Raw genomic sequence first — 21,227 nt, 5'->3', positions numbered from 1 at the left:
AGCCGCAGTGTACCCGCCGAGGCGGCCGACCGTCAGTGCCTTAACGACGAATCCGAGACGAACAGAGAACACCCGGGACCTCCCCGATCCTGCCGACCGCAATCGTCCTTGCCAAGCGACGCACATACTCCACACATTCTTCGGGGAGTCGGCACTGTTAGCCTGGCAGGCTGAAACCGATGAGCAGGAGTGAATGTGCGAACGAACCGGTGGCTGCTGGGCCTGGCCATGTCCGTCTCCGTGGTGGCGTTGGCCGCCTGCGGAAATCAGGGCGACGAAGCAAAGCCGAAGGAGTCCTCGGCCGCGGCCGAACAGTCCCCCGGCGCCGACTCTGCTCAGGACCAACAGGGCCAGCAGGGCAAACCGAACACGAAGGACATTCCGAAGGTCGTCGCCGAGGTCAACGGCGAGAAGATCCTCAAGGACGACTTCGTTCCCCTCTTCGAAACCCAATATCAGCAGATGCAGATGCAGGCTCAGCAGTCCGGCCAGCCGGTCGATGAGAAGGGCCTGAAGAAGCAGACGGCCGAGAACCTCGTGAGCACCGAAGTCCTCGTCCAGGAAGCCGACAAGCGCAAGATCGACGTCTCGGACAAGGACATCGACAAGGGGCTCAACGAATCCGCCAAGTCGGGACAGATGAGCGAGAAGGACTTCCTCAAGGCCATGAAGGACCAGGGCATGGATGAGGAGAACGTCCGCTCGGAGCTGAAGAACCAGCTGAAGATCGAAGGCCTCGTCGAAGACGAATACGGTGAGTTCGAGGTCACCGGCGAAGAGATCGGACAGGCCTACGAACAGGCGAAGTCCCAGCAGGAGCAGATGGCTCAGCAGGCCGGCCAGGGCCAGCAGGAGATGCCGCCGATCGAGGACATGCGCCCCCAGCTCAAGGAACAGGTGAAGCAGCAGAAGTCACAGGAAGCGACGCAGAAGTTCGCGAAGAAGCTGCGCAAGCAGGCAGACGTCACGATCCATCTCTGAGCCCCGAACGCCACGGGCAACATCCCATTTGGCAAGAAATTGCCGCCTTTTCTCAAAGAAACGCTGAGTATTCCTCGCATTTTCCTTGCGTGGAACTTACCCTGATGTGGACTATTCGATCGGTCGGATGACCGTCGGCCGCGCGATCCGTCCGCTGACCGGTGTCGACGGTGACACGAGTTTCACTGCAGAAAAGGACTTCCCGTGGCTTCCATTCTCACGCGCTCGGCAATCGTCGCGCCGAAGAACTTCAACCGGTGGCTGATCCCACCGGCCGCTCTGGCCATCCACCTGTGCATCGGCCAGGTCTACGCATTCAGCGTCTTCAAGATCCCCTTCATGTCCCACTTCGACGCCGGTGAGGTCTCGATCGGCTGGATCTTCTCGATCGCGATCCTCATGCTCGGCATCTCCTCGGCCGTTTTCGGCCCCTGGGTGGAGAAGAACGGGCCCCGCGCCTCGATGGTCGCCGCCGGAACCTGCTGGGTCGTCGGCTTCTTCATCGCCTCGCTCGGCATCATGACCGGGCAGCTGTGGCTGGTCTACCTCGGCTACGGAGTCATCGGCGGAATCGGTCTGGGCATCGGCTACATCTCCCCGGTCTCGACCCTGATGAAATGGTTCCCGGATCGTCCGGGCCTGGCCACGGGACTGGCCATCATGGGCTTCGGCGGCGGTGCCCTCATCGCCAGCCCGATGTCGAACCAGCTCATGGCCCTCTTCGGCGGCGGCTCCGACCCGGAACACCTCGTCGCCGGTCTCACCCCGACCTTCGTCACCCTCGGCATCGTCTACGCCGTCGTCATCGCCGCCGGCGCCTTCGTCATCCGCGTCCCCCACCCCGAATGGACCCCGAAGGGCTTCGACCCCTCGAAGGTCAAGGCGAAGCCGATGCAGACGAAGGGCAACGTCTCCGTCCGCAACGCCATCCGCACCCCGCAGTTCTGGCTGCTGTGGGCCGTCCTGTTCCTCAACGTCACCGCGGGCATCGGCATCCTCGAGAACGCCGCCCCGATGATCCAGTCCTACTTCGGCATCACCGCGGCCGCAGCGGCCGGCTTCGTCGGTCTGCTCTCGATCGGCAATATGGGCGGACGCTTCATCTGGTCGACCACCTCGGACTACCTGGGTCGGAAGAACAACTACATGATGTACCTCGGCGTCGGAGCGATCCTCTACCTCGTCGTCGCGCTGTTCGGCGGCGGTTCGATCTTCCTCTTCGTGCTGGCCACCCTCATCATCATCTCCTTCTACGGCGGCGGCTTCGCCACGATCCCCGCCTACCTCAAGGACCTCTTCGGCGTCTACCAGGTCGGAGCCATCCACGGCGCCCTGCTCACCGCCTGGTCGGCGGCCGGTGTGGCCGGTCCGCTCATCGTCAACTCAGTCGTCGAGGCCGGCGAGGCGGCAGGGAAGGAAGGCCCCGAGCTCTACACTCCGGGAATGTTCATCATGGTCGGTGCACTGGTCATCGGCTTCATCGCCAATGTGCTCGTCCGCCCGGTCAGCGAAAAATACTTCGAACGTGAAGAGGACGTCGCCGCCAAGCAGGCCGCCGCCCTCGAAGAGAACTGAAGGAAGGGTCCGATCATGAACGATTCCACCCACATCGCCCACGTCCCCGACACCGGTTCACCGCAGTCCCCCGTCGGCGGCGCCTACAAGGCCATCGGCTCGACGCTGACCGTCGTCGTGGTCGGCGGCCTCCTCTGGGGCCTGTCCCTGACCGTGGTCAAGGCCGTCGCGATCTTCACCGGCTGAGACTCCCTGAGACAGGATCCCGCCAAGGCGGTTCCCCACCGTCACATCGCCGAGGCTGCACCCACGCAGCCGCCCACCCGCCGTCCTCGACGCGGGCCCCCTTCCGATCCCCGGCAGAACCATGGTTCTGCCGGGGATCGGTCGTCTTCAGTCATGGTCGGACCGGCCGTGAACAGCCCTGCTGTGACCCCCGACCGTCTTCCTCCCCCTCAGTGAAGAATCTTCGCCGGCACCTTGCCACCGACTAACTTAAGTGCTTAACTTACAGCATGGATCTCGCTCATGAACTCCACGACCTGGTCCGCACACTCGACCGGTGGGCGGAGCAGATGCTGCGCCCCGAGGGACTGACCTACAACCAGTACGTCGCCCTCGTCATCGTCGGCCAGCACCCCGGCATCACCGGGCGCACGCTCTCGAAATCACTCGGCGTCACCGAGGCGGCCGGATCCGGGATCGTCAAAGCCTTGCTGACCGACGGCCTCATCACCAACGGCGCGACTCCGGGATCCGGCAATCGTAGGGAACTGCGCCTCACCTCGGCGGGGGAAGACAAGAGCGGGCGCTGCGCACGCCTGCTCGGACACTCCCTCGACGACAATGCCCGAGCGATCGGCATCGACCCAAACTCTCTGGCCTCCACGATCCGCGACCTCCACGACGAGGTCCGCACCATCCGCTCCGAGACCCCGAAGGACCACTCATGACCCTCATCCTCGCCGCCCTCGCGGCCGCCTGCGGATCGGCTCGGCTCGTCCTCTTCATCGCTCTCCACCTCGTCAAGAGCGAGTACTCGATCGTCAGCCACGCCGTCAGCGACTATGCGGTCGGTTCAACCCGGCGCCTGAGCAGCGCGATGACCTGGGTGACGGTGCCGTTCTGGGGATTGCTCGCCGCGGCGGTCATCGTCGGCTTGCCGGATTGGGAGGATTCGACGTTCGTCAGCATCGCCCTCGCGGTCCTCGCGCTGATCTTCCTCGCCCTGCCCTTCGTCCCCACCGATCTGGAAGGCGAGAAGCTGACCACGATCGGGCGACTGCACTATCTCATGGCTATCGCCTGGTTCGCCCTCAGCTACGCCTGCATGGGCAACTTCGTGCGACTCTTCACCGCCGAGGGACCAGCACCCTTGGCACAGCTCCTCCAGGTGATCTCGTGGCTCGCACTCGTGTCCCTCATCGTCAGCGTCGCCGTGCTCATCATCAAGCCCCTGCGCCCGAAGTTCTTCGGCATCGCCGAACGCATCTTCATCCTCTCGGTCAACCTCTTCTACATCGGCGCCGCGATCGGCATCATCGTCATCGCCGGCTGATCGGCTCAACCCTCTCAGCCCTCGACTGACAAAGTCGAAGCTTCGCTCCAGCTGCGCCACAGCTTGGCCACAGCGTGCGGGTACTCAATAGGAATCACAGAGCACTTCCGCAGAACGGAGAAAGGCACAGACTATGAACGAGTCGAAGCGCATGAGGTCAGCACAGATGGCGACCGGCGCTGGGTACAACGGTGAGAACGCATTCGGCACCGAGACGACGGCGGCATCCGTCACCCGATCCCGCCCCCGGAGGCGTCGACTCGCCCTGGCCGTCACCGGAGCGGCAGCGGCGCTGGCGCTGAGCATCGGAACGACTGCAGGTCTGCCGGCCGCCGCGGCGGCCCATGCCCGCACGGTCGCGGGCGTGACCACCCAGTCAGCCATCCCCTTTACCGGGCAGCCGACCGACCCCAGCCAGGGCAGCGGGCAGAGCGGCAACAGCCAAGGGGGAAGCGGTCAGAACGGAACACAGTCCCCGAACTTCGGACCGGGAAACGGCGGCCAAGGCAGCTACGGCGGAGGCACCGCTCCCGGCGGCGGCTCGCAGTCCCCTGACACCGGCCAGGGCAGCGACGGCTCTTCCCAGCAGGAGGCCAGCCCGGCGAGTGAGAAGGAGTCGACCGGCGTCGTCCTCATCGACACCGAGCTCGGCTATGAGAACGCCGAGGCGGCCGGCACCGGCATCGTGCTGAGCAAGGACGGTCTCGTGCTGACGAACAACCACGTCATCGCCGATTCGACGAAGATCTCCGTCACCGTAGCCACCACCGGCAAGACCTACGAGGCCTCCGTCGTCGGCTCCGATTCGACGGAGGACGTCGCCGTGCTCCAGCTCAAGGGCGCCTCGGACCTGCAGCCGGCCACGGTCGACGACGACTCGGTCACGGTCGGTGACGACGTCACCGCCGTCGGCAATTCCGAAGGACAGGGACAGCTGCAGGCCGCCGACGGCACGGTCACCGACCTCGGCGCCTCCGTCACCACCACCGCTCAGGGCTCCGAGGATTCGGAGACGCTGAACAATATGATCCAGGTCCAGGCCGATATCGTCTCGGGCGATTCGGGTGGGGCCCTGCTCGATGACGAAGGCGAGGTCGTCGGCATGAATACCGCGGCCTCGTCGGGATCGGCCACCGTCACCGGCTTCGCCATCCCGATCGAGTCGGCGCTGTCCACGGCCGAGACGATCATCGACGGCGAGCAGACGAGCACGAACACGCTCGGCTATCCGGCGTTCCTCGGCATCGGGGTCCAACAGGATTCGCAGAGCGGACAGTCGAGCCAGTCGGGCCAGGGCAGCCAGTCGATCCAGCCGGGAGACGGCAGTTCGAACGGCCAGCCAGGTCAGCCAAGCCAGTCGGGCTCGTCGTCTCAGGCCGCAGGCGCAGTCGTCGCCGGTGTCTATGAGAACACCCCCGCGGCCGAGGCAGGACTGACCGCCGGTGACACGATCACCCAGATCGGTTCGACGCAGATCACCGACGGCACTGCTCTGTCGTCCGCCATCGCCGAGCACAAGCCCGGTGACACCGTGTCGCTGAGTTGGACCGACGCCGACGGTCAGTCCCACACCAGCGAGGTGACTCTGACCGAGGGTCCCGCAGCCTGACGGTGGGATTGCCCTACCACCCCGGGCGAGACGTAAGATCGGGCCATGTCCGGATACGAAGACGCCTCGCCCGCGGAGTGGTCGCCCCGCACCCGGCATAACCGGGAGCGTCTCGACTGGTCGACGATCCTGCGCAATATCGCCCTCGCACTCGCCGTGCTGGCCGGTGTGTGGGCGGTCTTCAATGTTCGCCTGCCCTCGGTCGATGTGCTGCAGGCCGATATCGCGGCCGCCGGATTCTGGGGCTTCGCCGTCTTCGTCCTCATCTATATGGCCGTCGCCGCCACCCCGATCCCCGTGACGATCATGGCCACCGCCGGAGGACTCATCTACGGGCTGCCGTTCGGCACCATTCTGTCGATGGTCGGAGTCGTCGCGGGATGCTGGATCGGCTACTGGATCGCTCGGGCGCTCGGCCGGGACACTGTGCTGCGGCTGCTCGGCTCCCATGCCGAGACGATCGAATCCAAGCTCACCGGCGGCGGCTTCTACGCAGTGTGCGCCCTGCGCCTCATGCCCGGGTTCCCGTATTGGCCGGTCAACTACGGCAGCGGAGCACTGAGCATCGACAACCGCACATTCCTCAGCGCCACCGTCATCTCGTCCCTGCCGGGTCAGCTCTCCCTCGTGGCCGTCGGCGCCTTCATCGGGGAGCCGAATGTCCTCAACGGCATCGGCGTGGGCATCTCCTGGGCACTGGTCATCACGCTGACGATCATCACGATGCGCCGCTGGAAGCGCACCCGAGACGCCGAACACGCACAGGCAGAGACGCCTGAACTCCCTGAGTCTTAGCCGAAGTTCGGCTTGCGGCGCTCCTGGAAGGCTCTGAAGCCTTCGGCGTAGTCCGGGGTCTGGCGCGCCGATTCCTGCAGGGCCGCCTCTTGAGCGAGCACCTCGGCGAGGTTCGGCCGTTCGTCGGCGAGCTTCTGGACGAAGCCCTTCTCCATGGCGAAGGCCTCGGCCGGTCCGGTGACGATCTTCTCGAGCTTCGATTCGACGAAGTCGGACAGTTCCGCGGCTGGGACCGCACGGGAGACGATCCCGGTGGCGGCCGCCTCGGCGCCGGTCATGAAATCACCGGTGACGATGAGGTCCATCGTCCGGTGATAGCCGACCCGGTCGAGGAACACGTGGTGAGCGCCGGAATCGAGCATCGCGCCGATCGCGGCGAACGGGGACCCGAACTTCGCATCATCAGCGGCGAAGATGATGTCCGCGGCCGCGGCGACCCCGTACCCGAGTCCGAGCGCGGCCCCTTGGACCTGGGCGATCACCGGGATCGGCAGCGCGCGGATCGCCTGGAACACGGGGGCGAAGATGTCGGCGAGGAACGCATGCGCATCATCGGTCTCGACGTCGACGTTCGCAATATCGCGACCGGAGCAGAAGACCTTGCCCTCCCCGCGGATGACGAGCACGCGCACGTTGGGGACCGCCTCGGCGACCTTGGCCACGGCGGCCGCGATATCGCGGAGGTTGTCCGCGTCGAGGGCGTTGCGGGACTCCTGTCCGTCGAGGACGAGCTCGGCGATCGGGCCGCGGTTCTTCAGTTGGATCTCGGTCATGGATGCTCCTTTGCGTGTCCTGTCAGTGCGGTGCGGCCGGTGCCCGCCGGGCGGGCATCCTTGGTCACCAGGTGTAGAAACCCTGTCCGGTCTTGCGGCCGAGTTCACCGGCGGCGACCTTGTCCTTCAGTATCTGCGGGGGTGTGAAGCGCTCACCGATCTCCGCGGCGAGGTGCTCGGCGATGCCGAGGCGCACATCGAGTCCGACGATGTCCGTCGTCTTCAGCGGCCCGGCCGGATGCCGGTAGCCAAGGGTCATGGCCCGGTCGATGTCCGAGGCCGAGGCGACGCCGTCTTCGACCATCCGCATCGCTTCCAAAGCGAGAGCCACGCCGAGGCGGGAGGAGGCGAATCCGGGAGAGTCCTTCACCGTGATCGCCGTCTTCCCCAGCCCCGTCACCCATTCCTTGGCGACATCGACGAGCTTGGGATCGGTGTGGGTGCCGACGACGACCTCGACGAGTTCGGACACGGGCACCGGGTTGAAGAAGTGCAGTCCGATGAGCGCCTGCGGCCGCGGCAGGGCTGCGGCGAGCTCGTCGATCGACAGCGCCGAGGTGTTCGTGCCGATGCTCGCAGCAGGAGCGTGCTTCGCGATGCTCGCAAGCACTTCCTGCTTGAGTTCGACGATCTCGGGCACAGCTTCGACGACGAGGAGCGCCTCGTCGAGCAGGGTGGGGTCGCGGTCGACGACGACGGTTCCGGGCACCTCGATGCCCTTGGACCGTGACTTCTCGACCGAGGCATCGATGCGCTCTCTGGCGGCGGCCACGGTGTCGTCGGTGTTCTCGATGACGATGACCCGAGCACCGGCGGTGGCAAAGGCATGCGCGATTCCGGCACCCATCCGACCGCCTCCGAAGACGCCGACGACATCAGGGACTCTTGCGGTGGTGGGGGCCGCCTCGGCGGGGGTGTCTGTGGTGTCGCTCATGCGTTGTCGTCTTCTCCTCGGGTGCGCGGATCGCTCTGCTGATCGATCGCTTCGGTGGCCACGGCTTCGGCGCGTGCGCGCTCGGCCGCTTCCTGCTCGGCTGCCTTCTTCGCCTTCTTGGCCTCGCGTTTGGACAGGAACGCGTCCATGCGGGCGAACTTCTCATCGGTTTCGAACAGCACAGCCTGGGCCACATTGTCGATGAGGGGATGGGCTTCACGCGGTGCGTGGAACGCCGACTTGCTCAGCCGCACTGCAAGCGGTGCGAAGCTCGCAATACGGTCAGCCAGCGCCTGACCGGCGAGTTCGAGGTCCTCGGGGTCGACGACGTCATTGAGCAGACCGATGGCCTTGGCTTCGTCGGCCTGCAAGGTGCGTCCGGCCAGGAGGATCTCCTTGGCGCGAGGTTCGCCGACGAGTTCGCGCAGACGCCACGCGGCCCCGGCTGCGGCAAGGATGCCCAGACCGGTCTCCGGGTTGCCGATCTTCGTCGACGGGGTGCCGATGCGGAAGTCCGCGGCGAAAGCGAGCTCGGCACCGCCGCCCAGCGCGAATCCCTCGATCAGGGCGATGACCGGCATCGGCAGTTCCTGGATGCGGGAGAAGATCTTCGAGTTGATTCCCGCCAGGGCATCATCACGACGACGATTGCGCAGCTGCGAGATATCGGCACCGGCCGCGAAGACACCGGAGGTGCCGGTGAGGATCGCAACCTTCGGTTCGGCCTCGAGTTCGGCACACACGGCATGAAGGGCATCGACCATCGACTGGTCGATGGCATTGCGGACCTTGGGTCGGTTGAGCCGGATGATCGTGCGATCGGAATGGCGTTCAATGAGCAGCGGGGAGGCGGAATCGTTCCCACCGGAACCGCTGGGTGCACCGGCTGCCGCACCGTCGTTCATACCCCCGGCGGGGCCGCCGGCGCTCACACGCGCTCCAGCAGCAGTGCCGAACCCTGACCGACGCCCACGCACATCGTCGCCAGTCCCTTCTTCGCCCCAGCCTGTTCCAACCGGTTGAGCAGGGTCAGGGTGATGCGGGTGCCCGAGCAGCCCAGCGGGTGGCCGAGCGCAATCGCTCCGCCGAATCCGTTGACGGTCTCCGGGTCGAGGCCGAGGTCGCCCATGCACGCCAGCGACTGGGAGGCGAAGGCCTCATTGAGTTCGACGGCGTCGAGTTCGCCGACCTTCCACCCGGTGCGCTCGAGCACCTTCCGGGTCGCGGGGACGGGGCCGATGCCCATGATCTCCGGGGACACACCGGCATTGGCACCGGCGACGACGCGGGCACGCGGGCTGAGCCCGTGCTTGTTCGCATAGTCCTCGGACACGAGCACGACGACGGCGGCGCCGTCATTGAGCGAGGAGGAGTTTCCGGCGGTGATGACGCCCCCGGGTCCGTGGATGGGGCGCAGCTTGCCGAGCTTCTCCAACGTCGAATCGCGCGGACCCTCATCTGCGGCGACTTCGCCGATGGGCAGGATCTCCGGGTCGAAGCTGCCGGCGTTCTGCGCGGCGAGCGCCTTCTGATGCGACTGATAGGCGAATTCGTCGAGGGCCTCACGGCTCAGCTGCCACTTCTCAGCGACGCGTTCTGCCGTCTGCGGCATCGACAGGGTCGTGTCCTCACCGAAGGCGGGGTTCGTGAACCGCCAGCCGATCGAGGTGTCCCAGGTCCGGCCCGGCTTCGACCAGGCGCGCGAGGGCTTCTCGCTCACCCACGGGGCACGGGTCATCGATTCGACTCCGCCGGCCACGACCACATCGGCGTCTCCCGCGGCGATCATCGCCCGTGCCGTCGTGATCGCGGTCATCCCTGAGGCGCACAGACGGTTGACGGTGAACCCGGGCACGGATTCGGGCAGTCCGGCCAGGAGCACGGCCATGCGCGCGATGTTCCGGTTGTCCTCACCGGCCTGGTTCGCTGAGCCGAGGATGACCTCGTCGATATCGGTCGGGTCGATGCCCGCACGTTCGACGACGGTCTTCATCGTGGTCGCCACGAGGTCGTCGGGCCGCTGGTCGGCCAGTGCACCCCCGTAGCGTCCGATGGGGGTGCGCAGTCCGTCCAGAATGAATGCCTCGGGCATGGGTCTCCTCGCTGAAGAGTTCGGGTAGGTGACATGGTACGGGCTTGCACCCGTTGGTGTGCGGGCCCGCGCCTGCTGGGGTTCGGGACGCTCAGGAGTCGAAGTCGACCGTGACCTCGTCGCTGACGGGGAACGTCTGGCAGGTGAGGACAAAGTTCGCTTCGACCTCGGCGTCCTCGAGGGCGTAGTTGCGGACCATGTTGACTTCGCCGCCGCAGATCTTCGCGCGGCAGGTTCCGCAGACGCCGCCCTTGCAGGCGAACGGCAGATCGGACCGGGATTCCTGTGCGGAATCGAGGATGGTCTTTCCCTGCGACATCGCCGAGGTGGAGCGCTTCCCGTCGAGGATCACCGTGACGTCGCTGGTGGCCCCTTCGACGACCTTGTCCGCGTGGACGACCTCCGGTGGGGGTTCGTCGACGTAGAAGAGCTCGAAGTGGATCTTCTCCTTCGGCACGTCGAATTCGGCGAGGACCTTGCGGGCGTCTTCGAGCATGCCGAAGGGGCCGCACAGCCACACATGGTCCATGCTGCCGATCGGGACGATGGCGGTGAGCAGATCCCGCAGCTTCTCCGCGTCGAGGCGGCCGGAGAAGAGCTCGACATCGCGGGGTTCGCGGGAGAGCACGTGAACGAGATCGAGCTGCTGGTTGCGGGCGTCCTTGAGGTCGGCGAGCTCCTCGGCGAACATCACGGTGTTCGTATGCCGGTTGCCGTAGAGCAGAGTCACCGAGGCTTCGGGGTTCGACAGCACGGTCGAGGCGATGGAGAGCATCGGGGTGATTCCCGATCCGGCGGCGATGCACAGGTGTCTGCCACCGGCTGCGGCGTCGGCGCGGAAGCTGCCCGAGGGCGGCTGCACCTCGATCGTGTCGCCGGCTTTCACCTCGTTGACCAGCCACAGGGAGAAGAGCCCCTCGGGGACTTCGCGCACACCGATGCGCGGGGCGGTTCCGGCCGGTGCGCAGATCGAATAGGTGCGGCGGTGCTCCTGGCCGTCGATGATGCGTCGCAGGGTCAGGGACTGTCCGGCGGCGAAGTCGAAGAGTTCGCTGTATTCGGCCGGCACGTCGAAAGTCACTGCGGCCGAATCCTCGGTGAGGTGGTCGACGGACTTCACGGTGAGTGGGTAGAAAGCCGACCGGGAGCGTCCGTCGGCGGGCTCGGTGGCGGGAGCCGCCTCGGCGGTCTGATCGATCGTCTGTGTCATCAGATCTCCTTCACATGGTCGAACGGTTCGAGGCAGTCGTTGCACTGGTACATCGCCTTGCACGCGGTCGCTCCGAACTCGGAGGACAGCCGGACGTCGTCGGATCCGCACAGCACGCAGGTCACGGCGCGGCGGGTGGGCATGAGTGTCAGCGCCACCGGGCCGGAGTTGCGCGGTGCTGCCCCGGGTGGGGAGATTCCGGCGTCCTTGAGTGCCTTCTTCCCGCGTTCGGTGATCCAGTCGCTCGTCCACGCCGGTGTCAGGGACACGCGCACCTCGGCGTCGGGGAATCCGGCGAGGAGGAGTTCGCGCTGCAGGTCATCGCGCATCGTCGCCATCGCCGGGCAGCCCGAATAGGTCGGGGTGATGACGGTGACGACGTGGCCGTTCTCGATCGCGACGTCGCGCAGCACACCGAGGTCGAGGAGGGTGAGCATCGGCATCTCGGGGTCGGTCACGCGTTCGGCGGCGGCCCAGGCACGGTCGATCGCCTCGGCGGCGGTGTCTGTCGTACGAGTGTCCATATCGGCTGCATCTGTCGGATAGGTCTCGAGCATGGCGGTCACCACTGCCCCTCCGGATGCTCCCGGGCGACGACCTGCATCTCGGCGAGCAGCTTCGACAGGGCCTCGGTGTGGAGTCCGTCGCGGCCCTTGCCGCCGTGGACGCCGACTCCGGCCAGACCGCCGCGTTCGGGCCGGTCGATTCCGGCTGCGGCGAACACCTGGTCGAGGATGACAGATGCCTCATCGGCCACGGTCGCGGGATCGACGCCGATTCCGGCCTCGGCCACGGAGGCTTCTACTGGGTGGGTCTCGAAGAGTTCGGACCACAGCGGCCACAGACCGTTCAGGGCCTTCACCAGGCGGGACTTCGATTCCTCGGTGCCGCGGGCCAGGGTCACGACCCAGCGTCCGGCGAAGTCGCGGTGGTAGGACATCTCCTTGACGCCTTTGGCCGCGATGGCGGCGAGCACGGTGTCGCGGCTGTCTGTGAGGCGTTCGAAGATCGACAGGCGCCAGGTGGAGTAGATGAGGATCTTCGCGACCGCCTCGGCGAAGTCGCCATTGGGCACCTCGGCGAGGCGGACATTGCGGAAGCCCAAGTCGTTGCGGAAGAACGCGAGACGGTCCTCATCGGGCACCGGGGAGCCTGCAGGGAGTTCAGGGACGAGCTCCGGATCGGCTGCGGCGGCGCGGGCGAGCAGAAGACGAGCCTGCCCGAGGAGGTCGAGGGCGATGTTCGCCAGCGCGATGTCCTCTTCGAGGTCAGGGGCATTCGAGCACCATTCGGAGATCCGCTGGCTGAAGACGAGGGCGTCGTCGCCGAGCATGAGGCAGTATGCGCCGAGGTCCTTGGCGTCGACGCCGTCGGGCACGGTCGTATCGACGCCGGCCAGGGGGTCTTCGAAGTCGGTGCCGAAGGCCCAGTTCGCGTCGTTGACGAGCAGACCGGAGTACGCGTTGTCGTGGTCGCCGTGATCGACGTTCGTGCCTGCTTCGTCGTGTTCGACGTGGATGGTGGGTTCGTTGTTCGCAGTCATCTCTCGCCCCTTCTCACATGTGGGGGACATCGTCGGGGATGTCGTAGAAGGTCGGGTGGCGGTAGACCTTGTCGCCGCTGGGGGCGAACATCGGGTCCTTCTCGTCCGGGCTCGAGGCCGTGATGTCGGAGGCGCGGACGACCCAGATGCTCACGCCTTCGTTGCGTCGGGTGTAGACGTCGCGGGCGTGGTGGACGGCCATCTGGTCGTCGGCGGCGTGCAGGGATCCGACGTGGACGTGGTTGAGTCCGCGCTTGCCGCGCACGAAGACCTCGTACAGCGGCCATTCGCCACGGGTCGAGCCCACAGCGGATTCATCCTTCGCCGAGGTGGAGCCGGGGTTGGTCTCGGTCATTTCGCTGTCTCCTCGGGGGTGGTGGTGTCGACTCCGGCGGCGGGGGTCGCGTCGGCGGACGACGATTCGGGGGCGGCCGGGGTGGCGGCCGCCTCGGCGTTCTGGTTCTCTGCGAAGGCGAGCGCTGCTTCGCGCACCCACGCTCCTTCGTCCCAGGCGCGCTTACGATGGGCGACTCGCTGAGTGTTGCAGGGGCCATTGCCCTTGACGACGTCCCAGAACTCGTCCCAGTTCGGGGTGGAGAAGTCGTAGTGTCCGCGCTCTTCGTTCCACTTGAGGTTCTCATCGGGGAACGTCACGCCGAGGGCTTCTGCCTGCGGGACGGACATGTCGACGAACTTCTGGCGCAGCTCGTCGTTTGTGTGGGTCTTGATGCCCCAGGCCATCGACTGCTCGGTGTTCGGCGAGTTGTCGTCGGGAGGCCCGAACATCATCAGCGCCGGCCACCAGAAGCGGTTGACCGATTCCTGGACCATCTCGCGCTGAGCCTCGGTGCCGCGCATCATCGTCATCAGCAGCTCGTAGCCCTGACGCTGGTGGAAGGACTCTTCTTTGCAGATGCGGATCATCGCGCGGCCGTAGGGGCCGAAGGAGGTCCGGCACAGCGGCACCTGATTGCAGATGGCCGCTCCGTCGACGAGCCAGCCGATCGTGCCGACATCGGTGTAGGACAGGGTCGGGTAGTTGAAGATCGAGGAGTACTTCTGCTTGCCGGCGACGAGCTTCTCGGTGAGCTCGTTGCGCGTGGCACCGAGGGTCTCGGCGGCAGAGTAGAGGTAGAGGCCGTGTCCGGCTTCGTCCTGGACCTTCGCCAGCAGGATCGCCTTGCGGCGCAGGGAGGGCGCACGGGAGATCCAGTTGCCTTCGGGCTGCATGCCGATGATCTCCGAGTGCGCGTGCTGCGCGACCTGGCGGATGAGCGTCTTGCGGTAGGCCTCGGGCATCCAGTCCCGGGGTTCGATCCGATCCTTGCCCTCGATCGTGGCGTCGAACTGCTCCTGCAGCTGCGCCTCGTCGAAGCGGTTGTCGTTCACTTGAGTTGTCATGACCACTCCACCCTTGGATGTGCCCTTGTCAGGACCTGCCTCGGTCAGCGGCTGCCGACCTCATCATCGGTCCGACCATCGTCAGACCTCTGGCCCGAGGGCATCCATTTACTGACCATTTGTTCTGTATTGTTGCCACCAGTGTCGCACACCCCCAGCCCGGGTGCAATGCCGCCCCCGCTGACTGCCCGACCGCTCTCGCAGCGCCCCGGCACCCGCGCCCGCAACACTCTTTCGCCGCCATGCCGCGTCGTCGAGCCGCGGCACCGAACGTCGCCCGCCGAATATAGGTCAGCGTCGGATACTTTCAGCGCCGAAGAATGTCCGATGCCGACCTATGTTTCTCGGGAACTATCCGATAGCGACCTATTTCCCGCTGACTTTCCCGCTGACACTTGACGATGCGCGCGGGATTCGACGCAGGAAGGACACGATTCGCCGCGCTTGACGATGCGTGCGCAATTCGACGCAGGATCCTCGCCAACCACACCCCGTGACTTGACACCGGCGACGATCGGAACGATATTTATTGACCAGATGGTCGTTTATTCTCCGGCGGGCTGACCGTCCGGGATCACGGGGAACTCTCACCGTCGTCCATACGCAGCGGCGCAGGCACTCCCCGTGCACCGCGCCCGAACCCGCGACTCGAGGAGGAGCCGACCATGGGACAGTCCGCCCACGATACGACGACCGCGGAGTCACAGACCCCGAACGACCCCTCCCCCGCCGAGGCAGCACCGCAGACCGATCCCACAGGGTCCACCGAGGCGGCCCCCGAGTTCCCCGCCGGGGCGGCCACCCCCAAGTCCTCATCCGAGCCCACCGGCGCTGCCGCGATGTTCGCCAATGATCGCGCCTCCCAGCACCTGGGCATCACCGTCGATGACCACGGACCCGGATGGGCACAGTGTTCGATGACGGTCACCGACATCATGACCAACGGCCACGACATCACCCACGGCGGCTATGTCTTCCTCTTCGCCGACACCACCTTCGCGATGGCCTGCAACTATCCCGGTTCGATCACCGTCGCCTCCGGAGGAGACATCGACTTCCTCAAGCCCACGCACCTCGGCGATCAGCTCGTCGCTCGCGGCCACGAGGTCGTCAAGCAGGGCCGCTCGGGCATCTACGACGTCACCGTCACCCGCGGCGACGACATCATCGCCACCTACCGCGGCCGCTCCCGCACGCTGCCCGCCCGCAAGTAGAACCGGCCGGCCCCACGACCTCCCGACCCGCGTCCGGCACTCAGCCGCGCCGGACCACCCCCACCGAACCACCCGTCGACGACCGGACACCGAAGAACGGTGGACCACCTCGGCGGTCTTTGGATCTGACACACAGAAGAGATTCGCAAGGAGACGATGATGACTGAGACCGACCTCGACGCCGGCGAACGGATGAGCCTGGACGAGCTGCGCTCCGACCAGCTGAAGAACCTCAAGACGACGGTGACCTCGGTGTACGAACGGGTGCCGTTCTACCGGAGGGCCTTCGACGACCTCGGTGTGACTCCCGCCGACATCACGAGCCTCGACGACATTGCGAAGCTGCCGTTCACCACCAAGCAGGACCTGCGCGACAACTACCCGTTCGGGCTCTTCGCCGTCCCCCAGGAGCAGGTCGCACGCATCCACGCCTCCTCGGGAACGACCGGTCTGCCGACCGTCGTCGGGTACACGATGGGCGATCTCGATCGGTGGGGCAGCCTCATCGCGCGGTCCATCCTCGGTGCCGGCGGCAAGCGCGGACAGATGATGCACAACGCCTACGGCTACGGCCTGTTCACCGGCGGCCTCGGCGTCCACGGGGCGGAGCGTCACGGGTTCACCGTCGTCCCGATCTCCGGCGGTCAGACCCCGCGCCAGGTGCAGCTGATCCAGGACTTCAAGCCGGACATCATCACGGCCACCCCGACCTACCTGCTCACGATCCTCGACGAATTCCGCAAGCAGGGCATCGACCCGACCTCGACGAGCCTGAAGACCGCGATCTGCGGCGCCGAGCCGTGGACAGACGAGATGCGCAAGGAGATCGAGAACTCCTTCAACATCAATGCCGTCGACATCTACGGCCTCTCCGAGGTCATGGGACCCGGTGTGGCCTGCGAGTCCGCGGTGACGAAGGACGGCCCGACGATCTGGGAGGACCACTTCTACCCGGAGATCGTCGACCCCTTCACCGGCGAGGTGCTGCCCGACGGCGAGGAGGGCGAACTCGTCTTTACCTCGCTGACGAAGGAAGCGCTGCCGATCATCCGCTACCGCACGCACGATTTGGCGACGCTGCTGCCGGGCACCGCGCGCCCGAACTTCCGCCGCATCTCGCGCATCACCGGCCGCTCCGATGACCTCATGATCATCCGCGGCGTCAACGTCTACCCCGCGAACGTCGAGACCGTGCTCTTCGAGTTCGCACCCCTGAGCCCTCACTTCCAGCTCGTCCTCACCCGCCCGGGTCGGATGGATGAGATGACCGTCGAGGTCGAGGCTCGCGAAGGCGTCGGTGCCGTCGAGCTCGACGGCCTCGACAAGCTCGTGGCCGCCCGCATCAAGGAGCGCCTCGGCGTCTCCTGCGCCATCGACATCAAGATGCCCGGGGATCTGCCGCGCTCGGTCGGCAAGATGAAGCGCATCATCGACCGCCGCGAGGGCGTGCGCTGAGATGACGGCGACGGCGCGCGTCACGGCAAGAGGTCCTGCCGGTAGGCTCACCGGCGCGGACCCGGCCGTGGCGCGCCTCGCAGGCTCTCGTGACGTCCGAGAGGGCACTCACCGAGGTGGCCGTTAGACTGATGCGCATGCCCGAATCGTCCTCACCTGCGTCGACATCCCCGGACTCGACGACGTCGTCCGTGGAATCGACGACCACCGCGTCGACGTCCTCGACCACCCCCGCCGAGGCGGCCGCCCCCAAACGCTCGCGCCGTGGCCGTCCCGGATACGACCGGGAGACGCTCATCAACAAAGCCACCGAGGTCTTCGTCTCCCGCGGCTACGACGGCACGTCGATGGACACCGTCGCCCGTGAGCTCGGCATCACGAAGTCCGCGATCTACCATCACGTGAAGTCGAAGGAAGAGCTGCTGCACCTGGCGATCAGCCGCGGCATCCGTGCCCTCGATTCCGCCGTGGAGACCGAGAGTCTGCGCGAGAACGTCACCGCCCTCGAACGCCTGCAGCTGGCCGTGCGCGCCAGCGTCGTCATCCTCATCGAGTACCACCATTCGGTGACGCTGCTGCTGCGCGTGCGCGGAAACTCGCCCTTGGAACGCGAGGCCCTCGAGGCCCGGCGCAATATCGATGCGAAGGTCCGTGCTCTCGTCGAGGCCGCCATCGCCGAGGGCGGTCTGCGCTCGGACTTCACCCCCGGGCTCATCACGCGCCTGCTCTTCGGCATGGTCAACTCGATCACCGAGTGGTACCGGCCCAGCTATCCCGTCGATCCCGAGACCATCGCCGAGGCGGTCACGACGATGGCCTTCCAGGGGCTGGAGGCCTGAGGGCCTTCACCCCATCAATCTGGACAGCGACGTCCCGGGAAGAATTCCATGAACGCTGCCGACTCGACGGTTCCGATCATCCTCAATCCGAGTGCACGCAAAGGCGCCGTGCTCAGACGTATCGACCCCCTGACGACGACGTTCGCCGAACATGGACTCGAGGCAAGGTTCGTCAGGAGCACGAGCGCGGACCACGCCAAGCAGCTCGCTGCTGACTTCGCCGCACAGGGTTCGGATCTCGTCGTCTCCCTCGGCGGTGACGGGATGGCGCGTTCGGTCGCAGCCGGGCTCGTCGACACGGACACCGCGTTGGGTGTCATCGCCGGTGGACGCGGCAACGATCTCATCGGCAAACTCGGCATCCCGAAGGACATCGAGGCAGCCGCGGCCATCATGGCCGACGGCCGTGACCGGACCATCGATGTGCTCGACCTCGACGGGAAGGTGTGTCTCGGCAATGTCTGTCTCGGCCTCGACTCGACCGTCCAACACCAAGCGAATGCGGCGAGGCTCATCCGCGGCCGCTGGGTCTACCTCTACGGGGTCGTCCGCGCGCTGCTGCCGCCCAAACGCATCGAGCTGGAGCTGACCATCGACGGCCAGCGCTTTTCATTTCGTGGGCTCACTGCGGGGTTCGCGAATTCCGGGCGCTACGGCGGCGGGCTCAGGCTCTCCCCCGAGGCGGCCCTCGACGACGGGCTCATCGACGTGGTCCTGCTCCAGGAGGGGTTCCTGCCCAAGCTCGCCGTCGAAGTCGTGGAGTACAGTTTCGGCCGTCATCACCGGCACCCTCATATCCACTTCACCCACGCTCGGGAGGTGGAGATCGACGTCCCGGAAGGGGCCGCCCCGATCGAGATCATCGTCGACGGCGACGCAATCGCGCAGACCCCTGCCACCGTGAAGATCCGACCCTCAGCACTCAAGGTCCGCGTTCCGCGAACCTCCTGAACGACTATGTCCGCCGACTGAACGACAGGGCCCCGCGTCGAGGATCTGCATCCTCGGCGCGAGGCGTTCCGCGTGACGGCCAGTGCTGCCAGTAGGGCTTTCGGGCCGCCTGAGCCTCAGTATTCCTTGGCCACGAGAGTGAGCACGTCGTAGTTCGCGACGGGCTCCTCGTTCTGGTTGACGACCTGTGCGTCCCAGCGGACCTCACCGTATTCGTCGGTCTCACGCGGGGTGATACGCTTCGCGGTGAGCGTGACCTTGAGCTTGTCACCTGGGGAGACGGGCGTGATGAAGTTGAGGCCCTCGAGTCCGTAGTTCGCGAGCACCGGGCCCGGGTCCGGCTGGACGAAGAGTCCGGCAGCGAAGGACACGATGAGGTAGCCGTGCGCCACGCGCCCCGGGAAGAACGGGTTCGCGGCGGCCGCTTCCTCGTTCATGTGCGCGTAGAAGGTGTCGCCGGTGAAGTTCGCGAAGTGCTCGATATCGTCGAGCGTGACTTCCCGCCATTCCGAGTCGAGGGTGTCGCCGATGCGCAGGTCGGCAAGCGACTTCGTGAACGGATGCTCGCCGAGGCGGCGCTCCGATCCGTTGACCCATTCCCCGCCGATGGCGGTGAGCATGTCCGGGGAGGCCTGGATCGCGGTGCGCTGCATGAAGTGTGTGATACCGCGCAGTCCGCCCATCTCCTCACCGCCACCGGCCCGTCCTGGGCCGCCGTGGATGAGGTTCGGAAGCGGCGAACCGTGACCGGTCGACTCTGCGGCATCGTCACGGTCGAGGACGAGCACACGGCCGTGCCACGGGGCGATCTTGCGGACGAATTCGGTGGCGAACTCACGGTCGTGGGTGACGACTGAGCCGACCAGCGAACCGCGGCCACGGGCGGCCAGGCGGACGGCGTCCTCGGTGTCGGAATAGGTGATGATCGAGGTCACGGGCCCGAAGGCCTCGATGTCGTGGACGGCATCGGACCAGGCGTCATCGGCCTGGAGGACGGTCGCCGCGACATAGGCTCCGCCGTGTTCGGCAGCCAGACGATCGGATTCCTCACGCCCGCCGGTGAGCAGGTGGGCTCCCCCGGCGATGATCTGATCGACCGCGTCGAGGACGTCGGTGCGCTGTTTGTCGGAGACGACGGGGCCCAGGCGAGTGGACTTCTCTCGCGGATCGCCCACACCTTGGGTGGCGAGCTTCGCGATGATGGCTTCACCGACCGCCTCGGCGTGGGCTTCGGGGACGAAGGTGCGGCGGATCGCGGTGCACTTCTGTCCGGCCTTGACGGTCATCTCGGCGACGACGCCGGAGACGAAGAGGTCGAATTCCTCAGTGCCGGGTCCGGCATCGGGTCCGAGCAGGGAGAAGTTGAGCGAGTCCGCCTCGGCGAAGAAGCGGGTGCCGCGCTGGGTCACGCAGTCGAGCGCGGACAGCGTGCGGGCGGTGTGCGCTGAACCGGTGAAGGCGATCGCGTCCTGTTCGGCGAGGTCGTCGAAGAGCGGGGTGACGTCACCGCAGACCAGCTGGATCGCACCGGCCGGGAGCAGACCGGACTCGATCATGTCGGCGACGACCGCGCGGGTCAGGTGCGCGGTGTCGGTGGCGGGTTTGACGACGACGGGGACGCCGGCGACGAACATCGGTCCGAACTTCTCGAGCATGCCCCAGACGGGGAAGTTGAAGGCGTTGATCTGCAGCGCGAGACCCTGCCGGGAAGTGAGGATGTGGCGGCCGACGAAGGTGCCGTTCTTCGACAGGCGCTCGACTCCGCCGTCGAGGTGGACGGTCGAGTTCGGCATCTGACGGCGGGCGACGCCGGAGTAGGTGAAGAGTGTGCCGATTCCGCCTTCGATGTCGACGAAGGCGTCGCGCTTGGTGGTGCCGGTGGTGAAGGAGATCTCGTGGTAGTCCTTCGTGCGCTCCATGAGGTAGGTCGCGAGCTTCTTGAGGATCACACCGCGCTGGTGGAAGGTGAGCCTCTGCAGTTCGGCGATGCCGGTGGTCCGGGAGTGGTCGGCAACGGCGGCGAAGTCGACACCGGCCGAGGTCACCGAGTGCAGGAGTTCCCCGGTGCCGGCATCGCGGACGGGCCGGGCGGACTCGGTCGCTGCCGGCGTGTGCCAGGATCCGGCCACATAGGAACTGAGGATTTCGGTCATGCTTTGCTCTCCCTGGTGAAACGACGTCTCCCGGTCCACGGCGGCCGCATTCGGCACCGCTGCCGATTCCTAGACATATACTAACCAATCGGTCGGTAATTGTCATGGGCAGTCTCAACCAGGGCGATCGGACGAAACCGCGGCACATCCTCGGTGCGCCTCGTGATACGCGAGTGACACGGGGGCGCTTTCTGACCTATGATC

Annotated in this window: 21 protein-coding genes; 11 read left to right on the top strand and 10 right to left on the bottom strand. The window is 66.2% G+C overall.

The window, feature by feature from the left end:
- Nucleotides 1–195: 195 nt before the first annotated feature.
- From SB749_RS05705 to SB749_RS05675, 7 genes are all read left to right on the top strand, one after another.
- Nucleotides 196–981: a SurA N-terminal domain-containing protein gene (locus tag SB749_RS05705; RefSeq protein WP_410709465.1), complete on the top strand. Its 786-nt coding sequence runs from the start codon at nt 196–198 to the stop codon at nt 979–981.
- A 204-nt stretch (nt 982–1,185) separates the two neighbouring features.
- Nucleotides 1,186–2,556: an OFA family MFS transporter gene (locus SB749_RS05700; protein ID WP_410709464.1), complete on the top strand. Its 1,371-nt coding sequence runs from the start codon at nt 1,186–1,188 to the stop codon at nt 2,554–2,556.
- Nucleotides 2,557–2,571: 15 nt separating this feature from the next.
- Nucleotides 2,572–2,742, top strand: coding sequence for a hypothetical protein (locus SB749_RS05695; RefSeq protein WP_410709463.1), 171 nt, complete (start codon nt 2,572–2,574; stop codon nt 2,740–2,742).
- Nucleotides 2,743–3,011: 269 nt separating this feature from the next.
- Complete coding sequence (locus SB749_RS05690; protein WP_410709462.1) at nt 3,012–3,449, top strand: MarR family winged helix-turn-helix transcriptional regulator; 438 nt, start codon at nt 3,012–3,014, stop codon at nt 3,447–3,449.
- Complete coding sequence (locus SB749_RS05685; RefSeq protein WP_410709461.1) at nt 3,446–4,054, top strand: DUF998 domain-containing protein; 609 nt, start codon at nt 3,446–3,448, stop codon at nt 4,052–4,054. Before SB749_RS05690 ends, SB749_RS05685 begins: the two co-directional genes overlap by 4 nt.
- Nucleotides 4,055–4,187: 133 nt before the next feature.
- Complete coding sequence (locus SB749_RS05680; RefSeq protein WP_410709460.1) at nt 4,188–5,663, top strand: S1C family serine protease; 1,476 nt, start codon at nt 4,188–4,190, stop codon at nt 5,661–5,663.
- Between the two features lie 45 nt (nt 5,664–5,708).
- Nucleotides 5,709–6,458: a TVP38/TMEM64 family protein gene (locus SB749_RS05675; RefSeq protein ID WP_410709459.1), complete on the top strand. Its 750-nt coding sequence runs from the start codon at nt 5,709–5,711 to the stop codon at nt 6,456–6,458.
- Here SB749_RS05675 and SB749_RS05670 read toward each other — a convergent pair.
- The 9 genes from SB749_RS05670 to paaA all read right to left on the bottom strand — a co-directional run bounded on the left by SB749_RS05670 (nt 6,455) and on the right by paaA (nt 14,411).
- Nucleotides 6,455–7,231 (bottom strand): enoyl-CoA hydratase/isomerase family protein, encoded by a 777-nt coding sequence (locus SB749_RS05670; protein ID WP_410709458.1) that lies wholly within the window; start codon nt 7,229–7,231, stop codon nt 6,455–6,457. The two genes, SB749_RS05675 and SB749_RS05670, sit on opposite strands and share 4 nt — an antisense overlap.
- 64 nt (nt 7,232–7,295) lie before the next feature.
- Nucleotides 7,296–8,165 carry a 3-hydroxyacyl-CoA dehydrogenase family protein gene (locus SB749_RS05665; RefSeq protein WP_410709457.1) on the bottom strand — a complete coding sequence of 290 codons (870 nt, stop codon included), beginning with the start codon at nt 8,163–8,165 and terminating at the stop codon, nt 7,296–7,298.
- Nucleotides 8,162–9,070 (bottom strand): enoyl-CoA hydratase/isomerase family protein, encoded by a 909-nt coding sequence (locus SB749_RS05660; protein ID WP_410709929.1) that lies wholly within the window; start codon nt 9,068–9,070, stop codon nt 8,162–8,164. Before SB749_RS05660 ends, SB749_RS05665 begins: the two co-directional genes overlap by 4 nt.
- Nucleotides 9,071–9,093: 23 nt before the next feature.
- On the bottom strand, nt 9,094–10,257 hold the full coding sequence (locus tag SB749_RS05655; RefSeq protein WP_410709456.1) for a thiolase family protein: 1,164 nt from the start codon (nt 10,255–10,257) through the stop codon (nt 9,094–9,096).
- A 91-nt stretch (nt 10,258–10,348) separates the two neighbouring features.
- Nucleotides 10,349–11,467, bottom strand: a complete 1,119-nt coding sequence (gene paaE, locus SB749_RS05650; RefSeq protein WP_410709455.1) for a 1,2-phenylacetyl-CoA epoxidase subunit PaaE — start codon at nt 11,465–11,467, stop codon at nt 10,349–10,351.
- Nucleotides 11,467–12,036 carry a 1,2-phenylacetyl-CoA epoxidase subunit PaaD gene (paaD, locus tag SB749_RS05645; protein ID WP_410709454.1) on the bottom strand — a complete coding sequence of 190 codons (570 nt, stop codon included), beginning with the start codon at nt 12,034–12,036 and terminating at the stop codon, nt 11,467–11,469. Before paaD ends, paaE begins: the two co-directional genes overlap by 1 nt.
- Nucleotides 12,030–13,010 carry a 1,2-phenylacetyl-CoA epoxidase subunit PaaC gene (gene paaC / locus SB749_RS05640; protein ID WP_410709453.1) on the bottom strand — a complete coding sequence of 327 codons (981 nt, stop codon included), beginning with the start codon at nt 13,008–13,010 and terminating at the stop codon, nt 12,030–12,032. The genes paaD and paaC overlap by 7 nt, the downstream gene beginning before the upstream one ends.
- A gap of 13 nt (nt 13,011–13,023) precedes the next feature.
- Entirely contained in the window at nt 13,024–13,365 is a 342-nt protein-coding gene (gene paaB, locus SB749_RS05635; protein WP_410709452.1) for a 1,2-phenylacetyl-CoA epoxidase subunit PaaB, read from the bottom strand.
- Nucleotides 13,362–14,411: a 1,2-phenylacetyl-CoA epoxidase subunit PaaA gene (paaA, locus tag SB749_RS05630; protein ID WP_410709451.1), complete on the bottom strand. Its 1,050-nt coding sequence runs from the start codon at nt 14,409–14,411 to the stop codon at nt 13,362–13,364. The genes paaB and paaA overlap by 4 nt, the downstream gene beginning before the upstream one ends.
- A 665-nt stretch (nt 14,412–15,076) precedes the next feature.
- On the opposite strand from paaA, the gene paaI reads away from it, so the two are divergent.
- The 4 genes from paaI (at nt 15,077) to SB749_RS05610 (ending at nt 18,870) form a co-directional block, all read left to right on the top strand.
- On the top strand, nt 15,077–15,625 hold the full coding sequence (gene paaI / locus SB749_RS05625; protein WP_410709450.1) for a hydroxyphenylacetyl-CoA thioesterase PaaI: 549 nt from the start codon (nt 15,077–15,079) through the stop codon (nt 15,623–15,625).
- Nucleotides 15,626–15,784: 159 nt separating this feature from the next.
- Nucleotides 15,785–17,080 carry an AMP-binding protein gene (locus SB749_RS05620; RefSeq protein WP_410709449.1) on the top strand — a complete coding sequence of 432 codons (1,296 nt, stop codon included), beginning with the start codon at nt 15,785–15,787 and terminating at the stop codon, nt 17,078–17,080.
- A gap of 137 nt (nt 17,081–17,217) precedes the next feature.
- Complete coding sequence (locus tag SB749_RS05615) at nt 17,218–17,919, top strand: TetR/AcrR family transcriptional regulator (RefSeq protein WP_410709448.1); 702 nt, start codon at nt 17,218–17,220, stop codon at nt 17,917–17,919.
- A gap of 48 nt (nt 17,920–17,967) precedes the next feature.
- Nucleotides 17,968–18,870: a diacylglycerol/lipid kinase family protein gene (locus SB749_RS05610; RefSeq protein ID WP_410709447.1), complete on the top strand. Its 903-nt coding sequence runs from the start codon at nt 17,968–17,970 to the stop codon at nt 18,868–18,870.
- 116 nt (nt 18,871–18,986) lie between these two features.
- On the opposite strand, the gene paaZ is transcribed toward SB749_RS05610, so the two are convergent.
- A complete protein-coding gene (gene paaZ / locus SB749_RS05605; protein ID WP_410709446.1) occupies nt 18,987–21,023 on the bottom strand; it encodes a phenylacetic acid degradation bifunctional protein PaaZ in 2,037 nt (678 codons plus the stop codon).
- Nucleotides 21,024–21,227 lie beyond the last annotated feature (204 nt).

Origin of the sequence: Brevibacterium sp. SIMBA_078 (genome assembly GCF_046534565.1) — a bacterium.
GTDB lineage: Bacteria > Actinomycetota > Actinomycetes > Actinomycetales > Brevibacteriaceae > Brevibacterium.
Note: the sequence above shows the minus strand (reverse complement) of the source record. Positions and strands in the feature narration are given on the sequence as shown.